This is a genomic window from Nostoc sp., assembly GCF_036919555.1.
Taxonomy (GTDB): Bacteria; Cyanobacteriota; Cyanobacteriia; order Cyanobacteriales; family Nostocaceae; genus Nostoc.
The window spans coordinates 119626-136367 of record NZ_JBALCS010000006.1; the positions used below are offsets into that span (position 1 = coordinate 119626).

Genomic DNA, 16742 nt, shown 5'->3' on the forward strand with positions numbered 1-16742 from the left:
AAATCGCATTATTTTCACTGAAAGTTCTAATAACTTCGAGTATTTTTAGCCCGATTAAAACCTAAATTCTCATCTCTACGAGCTATCTCAGAAGCTCTAAATTGTTTTCCCACAAATCTCAAAGAATCCGCTAAATGTTCACGCCAGTATTGCCAAGTGTGACTCCCTGGAAACTGACGAAACGAATTATAAATTTTGAGTTCGTTTAGTACTTTAGTAAATCGTTCGGCTTCGCCGATTTCTTCAATATCTGATTTACCTGAATCTAGGTAAATACGCAATCTTTTTTTAGCTTGTAAAGGAATGGTTTCGATATAAGATATTGGACTATTTATCGGGCCACTTTTATCATGAAAATAACCACTATGACTAAATAAAATCGAGAAATGATCCAGATTGTGTAATCCCACATTGATTGCTCCCCAACCACCTGAAGATAAACCACCTATCGCCCAAAAATCTGGATTAGTTAGTGTACGATAACGGCTTTGCACAACTTTTACTAACTCATCCCCCACGGCTGTAGAGACTTTACCGTAAGGGCCATCAATATATGCGGGATCTCGGTAGGGACTAGAGCCACGTTTGTCGTTGCCATCTGGTGTGATGATGATGCTGGGTGGCAACTTACCTGTAGTATAAAGTTGTTCCACAGTTTTGAGAGCTTGTCCCTTGTTCTGAATAAACCAATCAGTAGGATAACCATGTCCACCGTGCAGGAGAAAGATTACAGGATAACTTTGTTTTAGGTTTTGTTTATAGCCCGGTGGTAAAGAAACGCCGTAGGTACGACTTGCACCCATTACCTGACTATCGTAGGTTTCAATCTTGTAAGTTAGAGGAGTAGCTAAATCGCTACTATTGGGCTGGCTTGAAAAAAGAGAAGGCGTTGTTTGTAAATCCTGCTGTTGAGATAATTTTGCTGCTACACTTTGACGGTAATTACAGCCAACTAGAGTTAATACTGAAACTAGCAAGATAATTTGAGATTTTTTGTAGTTCATTAATCAGTTATCACTATAAAAACAACTTTGGTAGCTGGTGTTTATCTTCAAAAGCTTATGCAAATGATATGTCAATGCTGTGTCAAACCGATGGAAATTTGGCGACTGCTAGGAAGTTAAAAGTCAAGACTTAGAATAACGTTTCTTCACTTAGTACTCAAGACTTTTAAAATGCTTAAAAAGTTTCGACTCAAATTTAGCACGCTGTTCGGCTTATCGCTGTTGGTGCTTTCTCTGTGGGCGATCGCTAACGAATTGCATGAGTATAATTATCGTGATATCCTCAACTCTCTAGCTGCTATTCCCAAAAGTCGCTTAAGCTGGGCAATTTGGCTGACAGCCTTGGGCTATCTAGTGATGATTGGGTACGATATCTTAGGTTTTAGCTACATTAATCGTTCCCTAAGTTGGAACAAGATTGCTCTAACCAGCTTTATTAGCTCTGCGTTTAGTAATACCATAGGTTTTGCCTTGCTGACTGGCAGTGCTATCCGTTATCGATTTTACTCTAGTTGGGGAGTGTCAGCAGTAGCGATCGCTCAAGTAATTGCTTTCGCCAATTTTACTTTTTGGTTGGGGATGTTTGCTGTTGCAGGTTACTTGTTCCTTGTCAACCCCCTCAAAATTCCCACTCAACTACATTTACCTTTTGCCACTGCGCGTCCCATCGGCGTGATTTTTCTGGTATTGGTAGCTATTTATTTGCTAGGAAGTATTTTTATTAAACAACCGTTAATAATTCGTGGACAAGAATTTCGATTTCCTTCTTTTAAAATATCCCTGGCTCAAATCGCAATTTCAAGCTTTGACTGGATTTTGGCAGCGGCAGTTCTTTATGCTGTGCTTCCTACTAATATCTCTTTGTCCTATCTGGATTTTTTGGGAATCTACTTACTAGCGATGTTTGCAGGTGTTGTTAGTAATGTCCCCGGTGGTTTGGGAGTATTTGAAACTATAATTTTGCTGATTCTCTCCTCAAAAGTTTCTGGCGCAGCAATTTTGAGTTCATTGCTGGCTTATCGGGGAGTCTACTATTTCTTACCTTTGCTAGTAGCAGCGGGTTTGCTAGGATTTTATGAAATTAGATTGAGATCCGCTAATTTAAAAAATATCAATAAATTGTAAAGTCTAGTTTCAGTATTAACACGAACAACAAGATCCCCGACTTCTTCGAGAAGTCGGGGATCTGAGACTTTCAATTAAGTAAAATCGGTAACTGCTGTTAATTTAAATGCGGAATCCTTCGGTGATATCTTCACAAGTGGCGGCGGAAAATCATAATTTTTGCGGAGGCGATCGCTAAATTAATTCTATAAAAATAGTAACAGTTAGTTGCAAATTTTGAATTAGATTTCCATAAATCATCATCAAAATTCAGTTTTACTGTTTGAGGAGAGAAAAAACGATGCAAAACAAAGTATTGTTTGGTGCCATCTTTACGGCAACTTGGGTAGGAACGTTGATTCCCAGTGCTTTTGCTGCCTCACCCTGTTCTGTGGGACAAAAGGCTAAGGTTCTTTGGAAGCAAGCATGGTATCCGGCAACAGTACTTAAGGTTAATGATGATAAGTGCTATATTACCTACGATGGTTATGATAGTTCCTGGAATGAATGGGTTAGCACTGCACGCTTTCGGGCATCATTTCAAGTTGGAGATTCAGTAAAAATTCTGTGGAAGGGGAAATGGTATCAAGGACAGATTTTAGAAGTTAGTAACAATCTTTATAAAATTACTTATGATGGCTACGATCGCTCTTGGGATGAGTGGGTTGAACCTTCCAGGGTAAGCAGGTAGGGAATATTTCAACTTTTATAAGTTTAAAGGGACGATTTCACCTGTAGGAGTCGTCCCTTAAATTGTTTTATAATTTATTCTTCATTACCTATTTAGAGACGTTAGACTGAGAATCATAAGTAAAATCTTGTGTATTTTGGCAAACTTATGGAGCCAGTATCACTAACAGCAGCTGCGATCGCAACCTTGGTCATCACCAAAGCCTTTGAAAAAACTGGTGAAATTCTAGGCACAAAGGCTTCAGAGCAAGGCGGTAAATTATTATTACTACTGAAGCGCAAAGAACCTAAGACGGCGAGTGCTATAGAACTGGCCCAAACACAACCGCTAGATTATGGTCAAGCTTCTCTGGTTGAGCAAGTAGAACAAGCGGCAAAGAAAGACCCTGAAATTGCTCAAGCTGTTGAGGCTTTGGCGGATACTGTTAAATCTCAAGCCTCTCTCATCCAGAATTTCAGCAAGCTAGCAGAAAAAATTGGCATTGTTGTACAGGGTGGTACGGTGAATATTGAAAAGTTGAGTCTTTAACTAGGTTGTAATCCCCTGTCAATTCAATTTTGATTAGTCATTAAGTAACCTATACAAGATTCTAGAAAATGGCAGAAAAAATTGGGGTTGTTAACTACGGTAAAACCAACATTGGAACACTCATTGTTGGTTCATCTGGCGAAACACCTATATTGATAGGTATTCCTGAAAATCTACCTTTAAGTGGGGTGGTGGAATTTGTCGGGCGTGAGGAAGAATTACAAAACCTGCACCAACTTTTGCAGGATAATAAACAAGTCGCGATCGCTGCGATCGCTGGCATGGGTGGACTGGGTAAAACAGAACTGGCCTTACAATACGCAAAGGCTCACTGCGAAATCTACAAGGGTGGAATTTGCTGGTTGCTGGCAAAGGCTGGAGATGTGGGTATTCAAATTGTGCAGTTTGCCAGAACGCAGCTTGACTTAAACCCACCAGAAGGTTTGGATGTCCTCACACAAGTGCAATACTGCTTTCGGCATTGGCATGAGGGTGATGTGCTGCTAGTGTTAGACGATGTTGGGGAATATCAGCAGGTTAAGTCTTACTTACCCTCGTCATCTTCCCGATTTAAAGTGTTGATTACCACCCGCCAACACTTAGGAGCATCTATTAAGCAATTATCTCTAGATGTATTGCAACCAGAAGCAGCACTAGAGTTATTAAAGTCATTTTTTAAAGAAACACCACAGCGAATTGAGCAAGAATTAGCTGTTGCAAATCAGTTGTGTGAGTGGTTGGGATATTTGCCTTTGGGTTTGGAATTAGTCGGACGGTCTCTGGCGCGAAAAAAAGACCTTTCTTTAACAGAAATGTTGCGACGGTTGGAGAAAAAGCGACTAGAACAACCCGCCTTTGATAAAGCAGAAGGCGATATGACAGCACAACTGGGTGTGTTAGCAGCCTTTGAGTTGAGTTGGCAAGAATTAAACGACGATGACAAGCAGTTGGGCTGTTTATTGAGTTTATTTGCCGCCGCACCTATATCTTGGAAGTTGGTGGAACAGTGTTTACCAAAGGAGGACGAGGAAAAAATAGAGGAAATTAGAGATGATAAGTTGTTGAATTTGCATTTACTTCAGCGCAAAGGTGAGGGAATTTACCAACTACATCAGATGCTAAGGGAGTTTTTCCAATATAAGCTTACAGGTTTAGAACAGGCAGAGGAATTAAAGCGAAGTCTTTGCAAGGTAATGGTAGCAGTTGCCAAAGAAATTCCTGAAACCCCAACGCTTCAGCAAATCACTGATGTCACCCCTGACATACTTCATCTAGCAGAAGTAGCAAACAATCTCATCCAATACATTAGCGATGAAGATTTAATTGGGGGATTCATCGGTAACGCTCGATTTTACGAAGGTCAGGGATTGTATGACAAAGCAGCACCTTGGTATGAGCAGTGTCTAGAAGTCACCAAAAAACGTCTGGGAGAAGAACATCTTAATGTTGCACAAAGCCTCAACAATCTCGCAGAACTCTACCGTTTGCAAGGAAGATACAGCGAAGCCGAACCCTTGTACCTGCAAGCTTTAGAACTAAGGCAATGCCTGCTGGGAGAGTCACATCCTGATATTGCAGAAAGCCTCAACAACCTAGCGATACTCTACTACTCCCAAGGAAAATACAGCGAAGCCGAACCCCTGTTCCTTCAAGCTTTGGAACTATGGCAACGCCTACTGGGAGAGTCACGTCCTAATCTTGCATTTAGCCTCAGCAATTTGGCAGAACTCTACCGTTTACAAGGAAGATACAGCGAAGCCGAACCCCTGTTCCTTCAAGCTTTGGAACTATTGCAACGCTTACTGGGAGAAGAACATCCTCATGTTGCATTTAGCCTCAGCAATCTAGCAGAACTCTACCGTTCCCAAGGCAGATACAGCGAAGCAGAACCCCTGTGTCTGCAAGCTTTGGAACTATTGCAACGCCTGCTGGGAGAAGAACATCCAGATGTTGCACTTAGCCTCAACAACCTGGCACAACTCTACAGTTTGCAAGGAAGATACAGCGAAGCCGAACCCCTGTTCCTTCAAGCTTTGGAAATAACACGACACCTGCTAGGAGAGGAACATCCTTATATTGCACTAAACCTTAACAACCTGGCAGAACTTTACCGTTCCCAAGAAAGATACAGCGACGCCAAACCCGTGTTAGAGCAAGCTTTAGAACTAAGGCGACGCCTATTGGGAGAAGAACATCCAGATGTTGTAGAAAGCCTCAACAATCTGGCGTCACTCTATTACTCCCAAGGCAGATACAGCGAAGCCGAACCCCTGTTCCTTCAAACTTTGGAACTAATGCGACGCCTGCTGGGAGAGTCACATCCTAATGTTGCATTTAGCCTCAACAATCTGGCGTCAGTCTACAAATCCCAAGGCAGATACAGCGATGCCGAACCTTTGTTCCTTCAAGCTTTGGAACTAAGGCGACACCTTCTGGGAGAATCACATCCTGATGTTGCATTTAGCCTCAATAATCTGGCGTCACTCTACAAATTCCAAGGCAGATACAGCGAAGCCGAACCCCTGTGTCTCCAAGCTTTGGAACTAAGGCGACACCTTTTGGGAGAATCACATCCTGATGTTGCCAATAGCCTCAACAACCTGGCAGAACTCTATCGTTCCCAAGGCAGATACAGCGAAGCCAAACCCCTCTACCAACAAGCCTTAGATATTTTTGAGCAACGGTTGGGGTTGAATCATCATAATACTATTACTGTTCGTGAGAATTTAGCAGATTTGCGCGATCGCCTCCCCCCAAATCAATAATAGACTACATAGGGCTAAGAATTTACAAGTTTTGTGCAAAGCATACCGTGATAAAACTGAAAAGTGCGATCGCCTAGACTAAAATTCATATTGAACTAAGTAAAAATGCCATTTTACTTACTCAAAAGGAGCTTTTACTTTCTCAAAATAAGCTTTTACTTTCTCATTTTAGTGTTTTCCGCAAGCAAAAGAAGCTTTGACTTACTCAAAAGGAGCTTTTACTTTCTCATTTTAGTGTTTTCCGCAAGCAAAAGAAGCTTTGACTTACTCAAAAGGAGCTTTTACTTTCTCATTTTAGTGTTTTCCGCAAGCAAAAGCTGCTTTGACTTACTCAAAAGCAGCTTTTGCTTTCTCATTTGAGTAATTCACGTATTCATTTTGGTATATCATTGAGCCGAAAGCTTGCGTAGGCGTAGCCCGTCGGAGACATCGCCCTATTTTATAGTGTAAATCGACAAGCGATCGCCTAGTTTAGAGATGAATATTACTCAAATAAATCAAATCCCTTTTCGCTTCTCAACTTTTTGTCAAAAGTTGCTGTTGAACTACAACCAGAATTTTGAGTAATTACACCAATTAAATAATCAGAAAAATCTGCACTTCCCTGCTGAAATCGCTGTAATGCTTGATAAACTACAGAGCGATTTTCTAACTCAAATACAGAACATTGCAGCATCAAATCTATGGTGTTACTAATTTCTTCCCTACTAAATTGATAAGGGTTCCCGCGCAAAACCCAGACTAATTCACAGAGAACTATATTAGCAACAAAACATTGCTCTCCCCCTTCGATAATTTCAGCAGCTTGTTTCCACTGCTTTTCATCATCTTTTGTCAGGTAACGCACTAAAATATTTGTATCAAGTCCAATCACTTGAACCTTCTTGGATTGCTGCTTCCATTTCTTCTAAAGTTGCACTTTTCATCCCCGGACGGTGTAAAATTCCCGATAAGCTTTGGATGGGGATATTCAGGGGAATCAGTTTAACTGTTCCATTTTCATCAATGACAAAATCAACCTTACTACCTGGATCAAGGTTAAGATAATCCCTAATTTCTTGAGGAATAGTTACTTGTCCTTTGTTGGTGATGGTCGCACTAGCCATACGTGCCTTCCTTACATCAGTTCCTTGCTTAAGGATAACGTCTATTGACTAATCCAGAAAGCGATGTCTACGACGGGCTACGCCTACGCACTTATGTGGTTGTGAATAATGGGGAGCGATGTCTACGACGGGCTGTTCGGTGTCGCCCAACAAAAAATCAGCTACGATTAATCATATAATTATCTTCACAAACACGGCAATGTTAATTACATACACTGCAAAATATACAAAAACTAATAGCGGATATATGGGACAACTCATTGAATGGCAAGAAGTTATCACAGAAGGAGAAACCATAGAAGAATGCAGGGCTATGTTGCAAGACGCAACAAAAGAAATGATTCTTGCCTATCGTCAATAAAATAAATAAATTCCCACAGGTGATTTTCTGCTGGAACAGATTCCTATAGAGGTTTGAGTGTGTCAGTCAAACTAAAAGAGCTAATTAAATATTTAGAAATAAATGGCTTTTATTTATTAAGAGAAGGAGGAAATCATTCTATTTATACTAATGATATAAAAACTCTTCCTGTAAAACGGCATCGTACCATAGGTCGTATTACTGAAGAGTGAAATTTGCAAACAAGCGGGTTTATTACCTAATTTTTAACTGCTCTGTTGATGAACCTTAAAGACCTGCTTAAGAGTCGGCTCCTTGTTGAGGTCAATATTATCAATTACTGGTAGAGAATGTCCCAGCTTTAACCCAAGCAAAATCCAGTCTTCCAGTGTTGAGCGTAATTCATCCTCACACTCGCGCAAAGTCGATGCAAAGGCTATCACTCCTTTGCAAACAGGAATTCTACCTGCAAATGTAACATCTTCCAACTTGTCATAAAGAGAAAGTTATAAAAAAGCTATAGCGGTTCTCGACAAGCGTGAGGTACAATTTTGACCTCACTTCCATTCCTCTCTCCTAAAAGGAGAGAGGCTTTGAATTTTTCCCCCTTCCCGCTTCGGGAAGGGGGTTAGGGGGTTAGGTCTGTTTGCATACCTGTACCTCACCGGATTAAAAATGGCTATATATGACCAGGGTTTATCTAGATACCAGTATTTATAATCGTCCGTTTGACGACCAAATACAGCCAAAAATATTTCTAGAAATACAAGCTATCATCTTAATTTTACAAATGGTGGAAGCAAGATTAATAGAATTAGTTAGTTCTTCAGTTCTAGAATATGAAAATAGCCGTAATCCTTTTCTTGTCAATCAGCAATCGATGGAGCGATACTTACAAATAGCTGCCTTGAGAGTATTAGTAGATAAAAATATTAGAGAGAGAGCAGAACAACTAGAACAACAAGGAATTAAACCTATCGATGCACTTCATGTAGCGTGTGCTGAGGCTTACCAAAGTAATTATTTTATCACTTGCGATCGGAGATTAATCAACCGCTGTCAAAATTTATCACTCTTGGTAATCAACCCAACTAATTTTATATTGGAGATATAAAATGGAAATTAAAGTTATTAACGACCAAGAAAATTTACAAGAAGTGATGCAGGTTTTACTCACTCACTTAGAACCATCGAAGGTAATGAAATTTTGGGCAGCTTGTAAACTAAGTGAAGGCGACTATTTGCAACTTAAAGAAAAACTGTTTGCTCAAGAAACAGTTGCCAGTTTATATACCAAAATCAAAGAATATCAAGATGATGATAGTAAACAATCGCTAGAATAGACCTCTTGCATAAATCAAAAATAAGAACCCCACCCCGCCAAAGCTACGCTTTGTCTCCCCTCCCGAAGAGCGGGGCTACCGTGTATACACAAGTCTAGTTGGCAATCAAATGGACAGAAAAGAACGGAAAATTATTTTTAAAATCCTTGATTTTCCGTTATGCCTCTATCAATAATCTGACACTATTGATAATCAACTTGATCAAATCAAAACCTTGCCCATTAAGGCTTGTATCTTACCAGGCAAGGATTTTAGGACTTGTGTATACACCGTAGGCTCTTCGGGAGGGGTTGGGGGTGGGGTGTTAGAGACTTTTGCAAGAGGTCTAATGAAAAGCAAATTTATTACCTAATTTTTAACCACTCTGTTGATGAACCTTAAAGGCTATTCCATTCTTCTAGCGTGATTTCCCGCCTAGAATAACCTCAACGAACCTTAGAGGATGTTTGAAAAGCCCTCTTGTCGGTAGCAAAACGTTCTAGATCCCTCTAAATCCCCCGATAAATTGGGGGACTTTGATTCCGGTTCCCCCCTTAAAAAGGCTAGGGGGGATCTAGAAGTGCCTAAAGTCACAGCGAAACACTTTTCAAACAACCTCTTAATTAATAAAATTCTCCCTTCTGTACGGGCTTTAATTAAAATCTGATTATCTGGTAGTCTTTGCAAATCTTCATCCTGCAAATGCACGACATCATAACCATCACCACGCAAGCAAGATCCAGTGCGTAGGGAAATTCCTATATCTGCCAAAAACTTCATTTTACTGGTTAAGCAATTTTGAATGGATAAACCCGTTCTTGAGTCAATCACGCTGCATAAAGTAGAGATTGACGAATATCCTCTGGTTCTAAATCAGGATATCCTTCTAAAATTTCTTCCACAGGTTTTCCATTAGCTACCAAATTTACCACTAAAGAAACCGGAATTCGCATCCCGCGAATGCAAGCTTGTCCACCCATAATGCTAAGGTCAAATGTAATTCTATCTAGACCTAACATAAAATTATCTCTCCAAAATCTCTCTCAAAAATCAACTTCAATCAACAGTAAACGCTACCCTAGAAATCAGTATTACTCAAACATTGAAGTTTCAACTATGATAGCCTCACCCCAACAAAACTACCTCACCGCCCAAGAGTACCTCCAAATGGAGGAACAGAGCAATATTAAGCATGAATATATAGACGGCTACATCTACGCAATGGCTGGAGCGCTTGATCCACACGTTACCATTGCTGGAAATCTGTTCGCTCTCCTCCGTAATCATGTGCGCGGCTCTGGTTGCCGTATTTACATCGTTGATATGAAAGCCCGAATTGAATCTCTGAATCGCTTTTATTATCCCGATGTTATGGTTACTTGCGATCAACGAGATCAAGAAACGCCAGCTTATAAAAGATTTCCCTGTTTAATTGTCGAAGTTTTATCTAATTCTACTGAAGCCTTTGACCGGGGCGACAAATTCGCAGATTTTCAAACACTAGAAAATTTGCAAGAGTATGTTTTAATTAATACAAAACGTCAGCGAGTCGAGTGTTTTCGACGCAATGAGCAGAGGCTCTGGGTTTTACAATCTTACACAGCAGAAGATAAATCGTTTCGACTCAACAGCGTGGATTTTGAGGAAACAATGGCAGCACTTTACGAAGATGTAGTTTTTGAATAATTAATTATGATGCGGTATTCTGCACAATGTTTAGTAAACTAAATATCTATGTAATGGCTTCAAGGCTTCCTAACCTGGCGGGGCATTGAGCAAAACAGACACAATTGATTGACTAAAAGTTATGGCGCTCATAGTTCAGAAATACGGTGGTACATCTGTCGGTTCAGTCGAACGGATTCAAGCTGTTGCACAGCGCGTTTATAAAACGGTTAAAGCTGGAAACTCTCTTGTCGTAGTGGTTTCCGCAATGGGCAAAACCACCGATGGACTCGTCAAACTAGCTAATGAAATTTCTCCAAATCCTAACCGCCGGGAAATGGATATGCTGCTTTCCACTGGCGAACAAGTAACGATCGCCTTACTCAGTATGGCATTGCAGGAACTCGGACAACCAGCAATTTCGATGACTGGCGCTCAGGTAGGAATTGTTACTGAAGCCGAACACAGCCGCGCTCGGATTTTGCATATTGAAACTACTCGCCTAACTCGTCACATAAATGAAGGGAAAGTAGTTGTAGTAGCTGGCTTTCAAGGCACTTCCAGCGTCAAAGAGATGGAAATTACCACTTTGGGGCGTGGTGGTTCCGACACTTCGGCGGTGGCGATCGCAGCCGCATTAGGAGCAAATTTTTGTGAAATTTATACAGATGTTCCAGGGATTTTAACTACAGACCCCCACTTAGTTGCCGAAGCCCAGTTGATCGATGCCATCACCTGCAATGAAATGTTGGAACTAGCTAGCTTGGGAGCAAAAGTATTGCATCCCCGTGCTGTGGAAATTGCTCGGAACTATGGTGTTCCCCTTGTAGTCAGGTCTAGCTGGACGGATGATCCCGGTACTTGGGTAACATCAGCCAAACCCCAAGGGCGATCGCTGATCAATCTAGAAATTGCCCGTCCAGTGGATGCTGTAGAATTTGACACTAATCAAGCAAAGGTAGCTTTGTTGCGCGTACCCGACAAACCAGGCGTAGCAGCAAGGTTATTTGGTGAAATTTCTCGGCAAAAAGTAGACGTAGATTTGATTATTCAGTCAATTCATGAAGGTAATAGTAATGACATTGCCTTTACTGTAACCACACCAATATTAAAACGGGCAGAAGCAGTAACAGCAGCGATCGCGCCAGCACTGAGGAGTCAATCTAACCCCAAATTTGACGAAGCGGAGGTAATGATAGAACATAACATTGCCAAAGTCAGCATTGCCGGCGCGGGAATGATTGGCCGTCCTGGTGTAGCGGCAAAAATGTTTGCCACCTTAGCCGAAGCTGGTGTGAACATCCAGATGATTTCCACCAGTGAAGTGAAAGTAAGTTGTGTAGTAGATGCAGCCGAATGCGATCGCGCTGTCGCCGCACTCCGCAGCGCCTTTGAGATCGAAGCAAAGGATCAGGAAGTAAGAAGCAGGGGAGAACTCCTCACTCCTAACTCCTCACTCCTAACTCCTCACTTCTCCCCCACTCCTCCCCTTCGCGGTGTCGCCCTCGATTTAAATCAAGCGCGTCTTGCCATTCGCCAATTGCCAGATCGTCCAGGGATGGCGGCGAAGTTGTTTGGATTATTAGCGCAACATAATATCAGCGTTGATATGATTATCCAATCTCAGCGCTGTCGGGTGATTGATGGTGTTCCCAGGCGAGATATTGCTTTTACAGTCTCGCGGATAGACGGGGAAAATGCCAAAAAAATGCTTACCCAAGTAGCAGCAGATTTAGGATGGGGTGAAGTTGTTTTAGATAGTGCGATCGCTAAGGTGAGTATTGTCGGTGCAGGTATGCTGGGACAACCAGGTGTTGCCGCTAAAATGTTTGAAGCTTTAGCTCAACAACAAATTAATATTCAAATGATTGCCACCTCAGAAATAAAAATTAGTTGTGTTGTGGCACAAGAGCAAGGTGTTAAAGCTTTGCAAGCCATTCATGCAGCCTTTGAACTAGCTGGTAGCGAGAAATTTGTCGTGCCAGCGTAAAATCTGACTCCCTCTTTGTTGTGGATACGGGGACTATTTTCTCCTTGCATTGCTAATGGCATCAACTTGCAAAAATTAGTCCACGCTTTCCTTAATCGCTTCTGGAATAAGCCTTTCCTCGTTCCCATACTCTGCATGGGAACGAGAGAATAATCGGAAATCGAGCTTTTTTCGATTTGTGTGTACACCGTAGCTTAAGCAAAACGATGTCATAGTCTCTCTGTATATAGATTTCAGACTTTTTTGGGCTGCTTTTTGTCTAAGTCCGATTAATAAATAAATATTTATATTTTAATATTGCCAATAAGAACACCTAAGCTATAATCGAACAATTTATAAGACTATATTTATATTAATGAATAGTCATTTGCTAGATGGACATTATCGAATACTAAAAGCTCTCAATGATTGTGAAAAGGGGAAAACGTATCTAGTTGAAGATATTAATTTTCCTGGCAGCCAATTTAGAGTAAAGCAGTTATGTCATCCTAGTAGCAATCCTCAAAGTTTAACAATCCTACGCCACTTGTTTACCAGTAAGGCAGCAACTTTGGAAAAACTAGGACAGGAAGACGATAAAATTCCAAAGCTAATTGCTTGTTTTGAAGAAAAGGAAGAATTCTATATAGTCCAAGAATTCATACCTGGGAATCCTTTAACTGACGAAATTATCCAGGGACAACCTCTGAGAGAAGAACAAGTAATTAGTCTTTTATCAGATATCTTAGAAATTTTGGTACTTGTACATAGCTATGGGGTGATTCATCGGGATATTAAACCAGCAAATATTATTCGCCGGGAGTCAGATAAAAAGTTAGTTTTGGTTAATTTTGGTACTTTTAATGAAGCCATCACTAATCCCGTTGACAATCTCGAATATATGCCTATAGAACAAGCTAACGGCAACCGGAAATATAACAGTGATATATATGCTTTAGGTATCGTTGCGATCGCAGCACTTAAAGGTTTACCAGCAAACGAAATATCTAATTTGCGAAGTCAGAAAAATAAGTTAACAGGTGAAATCCTTTGGCAGTATAAAAATATAAAAGTTAACAGAAAATTAGCAACAATTATTAATAGAATGGTGCGTTTGGACTATCGTAAGCGCTATCAGTATGCAACTGAAGTTTTAGACGATCTAAAAAAGTTAACAAATGTTGAGGACGATCAACAAAAACAGCATCATAAAAAACTATTACTAATTCTGATAGGGCTAGCTGGCTGTATCGCACTTGGTATTGGAGCATGGCAATTGAGGTCGCCAAAACCTGTAAGTGATGCTGAACAGAAATTATATCAAGAGGGAGTAAATAAATATGACGCAGGAAACTATGAAGGAGCAGTTGAAGATTTCAATCAGGCTATTAAATTAGATCCGCAAAACGCTTCGGCTTATAATAGGCGAGGCGATGCTTATTATCGATTAGGAGACTACGAGCAAGCACAAGCAGACTCTAGCCAAGCCATTTTGCTTAATCCTCAAGATGCTAATGCCTATTTTGATCGAGGATTTGCTTTTTCAGAATTAGGGAAGTATAAAGAAGCGATCGCTGACTATACCCAAGCGATTAAGTTAAATCCTAAGAATGCTTATGCTTACTATGGCCGGGGTTTAGCCCTTGCTCAACTGAAGGATAATAAAGGAGCAATGGCAGATTTTAGCAAAGTGATCGCTCTCAAACCTCAGTATACTGAAGCTTACTTGCAGCGAGGGATTCTCCGCCGTCACCTCAAACTTACACAAGCAGCAATCCAAGATTTTGATAGAGTAATTAAGATTAATCCTAGTGATGCCAAAGCTTATTATCAAAGGGGTTTAACTCAATCTATTAATAAACAAAAATATATAGCACTTAAAGATTATACGGATGCAATTAGCATCAATCCCAAATACATAGAAGCCTATCTTAATCGTGGTGATGTTTACAGTGATTTGGGAGAGAAACTCGAAGCTACTGAAGATTACAACACTATTTTACAGATTGATCCTAAATTTATTGCAGCTTATACTCACAGAGGGATTCACCGCTTTTCTTTCGGAGATTATCAAGGCGCTATTGAAGATTATACCGCAGCACTGAAACTAGATCCTAATAATGTAGCAGCTTACAACAACCGTGGTAACGCCTACCTCGAACTCGGAAATAAAAAAGCTGCAAATCAGGATTATTCACGAGCGATCGCAATTAATGCTAACAATGCTTCAGCCTACTATAACCGGGGTGTGATTCGTACCAAACAGAAAAATAACCAGGGTGCGATCGCGGATTTCAAAAAAGCTGCAAAACTATTTCAACAGCAAGGAGAACAAGATAGTTATCAAGATGCACAGAGGGAAATTGGAATTCTGCAAAATAATTCAGCACCAGCGCCAACTACTGGAGGTGAACTACCCCAACCTATACATAGACGGGGCTTTCCAATTCATCGGGAATAGCCTTCAGAACTCCGTAGTTCTATTGGTCTGACTGCGGGGCAATTTTTTTTGTCACAAACTTATGCAAAGCTGTAAGAGAAAAATGCCTTTTTAAAGATTATCTATGAACATTCGTAAAGTCTCTACTACTCCCTTTCCTGACCAAAAGCCCGGTACTTCTGGGCTGCGGAAAGCAGTTAAGGCTTTTGTGCAGCCCCACTACCTGGAAAATTTTACCCAATCCATCTTCGATTCTGTAGGGGACTTGCGCTTTCAAACCCTAGTCCTCGGTGGTGATGGTCGTTATTACAATCGCCCAGCCATTCAAATCATTTTAAAAATGGCTGCGGCCAACGGCATTGGACGGATTAAAGTTGGTCAACGGGGGATTTTGTCTACTCCTGCGACTTCCGCTATTATTCGTAAGTACCAGGCTATTGGCGGCATCATCTTGTCTGCTAGTCATAATCCAGGCGGGCCAAATGGTGACTTTGGTGTGAAATATAACATTAGCAACGGTGGACCAGCGCCGGAAAAGGTGACAGAGGCGATCTACGATCGCAGTAAAGTGATTGATAGCTACCAAATTCTGGAAGCACCAGATGTAGATTTAGAAACCTTGGGTGAGTCACATTTGGGAGAGACGGTAGTTGAGGTAATTGACTCCGTACAGGATTATGAAGAGTTAATGGAGTCCCTGTTCGATTTTGAACGGATTCGCCAATTGTTGACCTCTGGAAATTTTCGGATCAGCATTGATGCCTTACATGCGGTGGCTGGCCCCTATGCCCATGCGATTTTCGAGCAACGTTTGGGCGCACCAGTAGGAACGGTGCGTAATGGTACACCCTTAGAAGACTTTGGGGGCGGACACCCTGATCCAAATCTGGTCTATGCCCATGAGTTGGTAGATATTTTGTACGGAGAGAATGCGCCAGACTTTGGGGCAGCTTTTGATGGAGATGGCGATCGCAATATGATCTTAGGGCGTAACTTCTTTGTCACACCTAGCGATAGCCTCGCAGTGTTAGCTGCAAACGCCAAGCTAGTCCCTGGTTATAGTTCGGGTTTAGCCGGGGTAGCGCGATCGATGCCTACTAGTCAAGCAGTAGATCGAGTTGCCGCTCAAATTGGAATTGAATCTTATGAAACGCCTACTGGTTGGAAGTTCTTCGGCAATCTCTTAGACGCGGGTAAAGCGACTCTCTGCGGTGAAGAAAGCTTTGGTACCAGCTCTAACCACATCCGCGAAAAAGATGGGCTATGGGCTGTGCTGTTCTGGCTGAATATCCTGGCAGTCCGGCAGCAATCTGTTGAGCAAATTGTACAAGAACACTGGCAGACCTATGGACGCAATTATTACTCCCGCCATGACTATGAAGGGATAGAGATAGAGCCAGCAAACACCTTAATAGAAAGACTGCGTTCCTTATTGCCAACCCTCAAAGGCAAGCAGTTTGGTAACTATCAAGTTGAATACAGTGATGACTTTAGTTATACCGACCCTGTTGATGGTAGCGTTAGCGATCAACAAGGTGTTCGCATTGGCTTTACCGATGGCTCCCGTATTGTGGTGCGACTTTCTGGTACTGGTACTCAAGGTGCAACCCTAAGAGTTTATATAGAAAGCTACGAACCAGATCCCGCCAAACATGATCTTGAATCACAGCAAGCACTTGCTTCTTTAATTACTCTTGCTGAAGAAATAGCTCAAATCCGTAAATTCACTGGACGAGAACAGCCAACTGTAATCACCTAATGCTGAGTTAGGAGTTAGGAGTTATTTCTCTCTTGTCTCCCTCATCTCC

At 41.3% G+C, this 16742-nt stretch carries 19 protein-coding genes; 13 read left to right on the top strand and 6 right to left on the bottom strand.

Annotated elements, in window-relative coordinates; genetic code table 11:
• Positions 1-26: 26 nt before the first annotated feature.
• Positions 27-1004, bottom strand: a complete 978-nt coding sequence (locus V7K36_RS01630; protein WP_335112627.1) for an alpha/beta hydrolase — start codon at positions 1002-1004, stop codon at positions 27-29.
• A gap of 171 nt (positions 1005-1175) precedes the next feature.
• Here V7K36_RS01630 and V7K36_RS01635 point away from each other — a divergent pair, with 171 nt between their 5' ends.
• The 4 genes from V7K36_RS01635 to V7K36_RS01650 all read left to right on the top strand — a co-directional run bounded on the left by V7K36_RS01635 (position 1176) and on the right by V7K36_RS01650 (position 6092).
• Positions 1176-2129: a lysylphosphatidylglycerol synthase domain-containing protein gene (locus V7K36_RS01635; protein ID WP_335112629.1), complete on the top strand. Its 954-nt coding sequence runs from the start codon at positions 1176-1178 to the stop codon at positions 2127-2129.
• A gap of 280 nt (positions 2130-2409) precedes the next feature.
• Entirely contained in the window at positions 2410-2799 is a 390-nt protein-coding gene (locus V7K36_RS01640) for an agenet domain-containing protein (protein WP_335112631.1), read from the top strand.
• 147 nt (positions 2800-2946) lie between these two features.
• Positions 2947-3327 carry a hypothetical protein gene (locus V7K36_RS01645; RefSeq protein WP_335112632.1) on the top strand — a complete coding sequence of 127 codons (381 nt, stop codon included), beginning with the start codon at positions 2947-2949 and terminating at the stop codon, positions 3325-3327.
• A 68-nt stretch (positions 3328-3395) separates the two neighbouring features.
• On the top strand, positions 3396-6092 hold the full coding sequence (locus V7K36_RS01650; RefSeq protein WP_335112634.1) for a tetratricopeptide repeat protein: 2697 nt from the start codon (positions 3396-3398) through the stop codon (positions 6090-6092).
• A 484-nt stretch (positions 6093-6576) separates the two neighbouring features.
• Here V7K36_RS01650 and V7K36_RS01655 read toward each other — a convergent pair whose 3' ends face one another.
• Positions 6577-6966, bottom strand: coding sequence for a PIN domain-containing protein (locus V7K36_RS01655; protein WP_335112636.1), 390 nt, complete (start codon positions 6964-6966; stop codon positions 6577-6579).
• Positions 6953-7198: an AbrB/MazE/SpoVT family DNA-binding domain-containing protein gene (locus V7K36_RS01660; protein ID WP_335112638.1), complete on the bottom strand. Its 246-nt coding sequence runs from the start codon at positions 7196-7198 to the stop codon at positions 6953-6955. The genes V7K36_RS01655 and V7K36_RS01660 overlap by 14 nt, the downstream gene beginning before the upstream one ends.
• 44 nt (positions 7199-7242) lie before the next feature.
• Here V7K36_RS01660 and V7K36_RS01665 point away from each other — a divergent pair, with 44 nt between their 5' ends.
• The 3 genes from V7K36_RS01665 to V7K36_RS01675 are packed head-to-tail and all read left to right on the top strand — an operon-like array spanning position 7243 to position 7771.
• The gene (locus tag V7K36_RS01665) at positions 7243-7377 is read left to right on the top strand and encodes a hypothetical protein (RefSeq protein WP_335112640.1); all 135 of its coding nucleotides are present in this window, start codon (positions 7243-7245) and stop codon (positions 7375-7377) included.
• A 20-nt stretch (positions 7378-7397) separates the two neighbouring features.
• Complete coding sequence (locus tag V7K36_RS01670) at positions 7398-7559, top strand: type II toxin-antitoxin system HicB family antitoxin (RefSeq protein ID WP_163519201.1); 162 nt, start codon at positions 7398-7400, stop codon at positions 7557-7559.
• 59 nt (positions 7560-7618) lie between these two features.
• Complete coding sequence (locus V7K36_RS01675) at positions 7619-7771, top strand: type II toxin-antitoxin system HicA family toxin (RefSeq protein WP_335112648.1); 153 nt, start codon at positions 7619-7621, stop codon at positions 7769-7771.
• Between the two features lie 33 nt (positions 7772-7804).
• On the opposite strand, the gene V7K36_RS01680 is transcribed toward V7K36_RS01675, so the two are convergent.
• Entirely contained in the window at positions 7805-8026 is a 222-nt protein-coding gene (locus V7K36_RS01680) for a type II toxin-antitoxin system HicB family antitoxin (protein ID WP_335112650.1), read from the bottom strand.
• Positions 8027-8223: 197 nt separating this feature from the next.
• Between V7K36_RS01680 and V7K36_RS01685 the strand changes: the two genes are divergently transcribed.
• Both V7K36_RS01685 and V7K36_RS01690 read left to right on the top strand, forming a co-directional pair.
• Positions 8224-8652, top strand: a complete 429-nt coding sequence (locus V7K36_RS01685; RefSeq protein ID WP_335112652.1) for a PIN domain-containing protein — start codon at positions 8224-8226, stop codon at positions 8650-8652.
• A gap of 1 nt (position 8653) precedes the next feature.
• Entirely contained in the window at positions 8654-8881 is a 228-nt protein-coding gene (locus tag V7K36_RS01690) for a hypothetical protein (RefSeq protein WP_335112654.1), read from the top strand.
• Positions 8882-9316: 435 nt separating this feature from the next.
• On the opposite strand, the gene V7K36_RS01695 is transcribed toward V7K36_RS01690, so the two are convergent.
• Together V7K36_RS01695 and V7K36_RS01700 are read right to left on the bottom strand one after the other, a co-directional pair.
• Positions 9317-9691: a DUF5615 family PIN-like protein gene (locus V7K36_RS01695; protein ID WP_335112656.1), complete on the bottom strand. Its 375-nt coding sequence runs from the start codon at positions 9689-9691 to the stop codon at positions 9317-9319.
• Positions 9688-9879, bottom strand: a complete 192-nt coding sequence (locus tag V7K36_RS01700) for a DUF433 domain-containing protein (RefSeq protein WP_335112658.1) — start codon at positions 9877-9879, stop codon at positions 9688-9690. The genes V7K36_RS01695 and V7K36_RS01700 overlap by 4 nt, the downstream gene beginning before the upstream one ends.
• Positions 9880-9976: 97 nt before the next feature.
• Here V7K36_RS01700 and V7K36_RS01705 point away from each other — a divergent pair, with 97 nt between their 5' ends.
• The 4 genes from V7K36_RS01705 to V7K36_RS01720 all read left to right on the top strand — a co-directional run bounded on the left by V7K36_RS01705 (position 9977) and on the right by V7K36_RS01720 (position 16693).
• Entirely contained in the window at positions 9977-10546 is a 570-nt protein-coding gene (locus tag V7K36_RS01705) for a Uma2 family endonuclease (RefSeq protein WP_335112660.1), read from the top strand.
• A gap of 121 nt (positions 10547-10667) precedes the next feature.
• The gene (locus tag V7K36_RS01710) at positions 10668-12515 is read left to right on the top strand and encodes an aspartate kinase (protein WP_335112662.1); all 1848 of its coding nucleotides are present in this window, start codon (positions 10668-10670) and stop codon (positions 12513-12515) included.
• A 355-nt stretch (positions 12516-12870) separates the two neighbouring features.
• Entirely contained in the window at positions 12871-14955 is a 2085-nt protein-coding gene (locus V7K36_RS01715; RefSeq protein WP_335112664.1) for a tetratricopeptide repeat protein, read from the top strand.
• A 103-nt stretch (positions 14956-15058) separates the two neighbouring features.
• On the top strand, positions 15059-16693 hold the full coding sequence (locus V7K36_RS01720; protein WP_335112666.1) for an alpha-D-glucose phosphate-specific phosphoglucomutase: 1635 nt from the start codon (positions 15059-15061) through the stop codon (positions 16691-16693).
• The last annotated feature ends 49 nt before the right edge of the window (positions 16694-16742 follow it).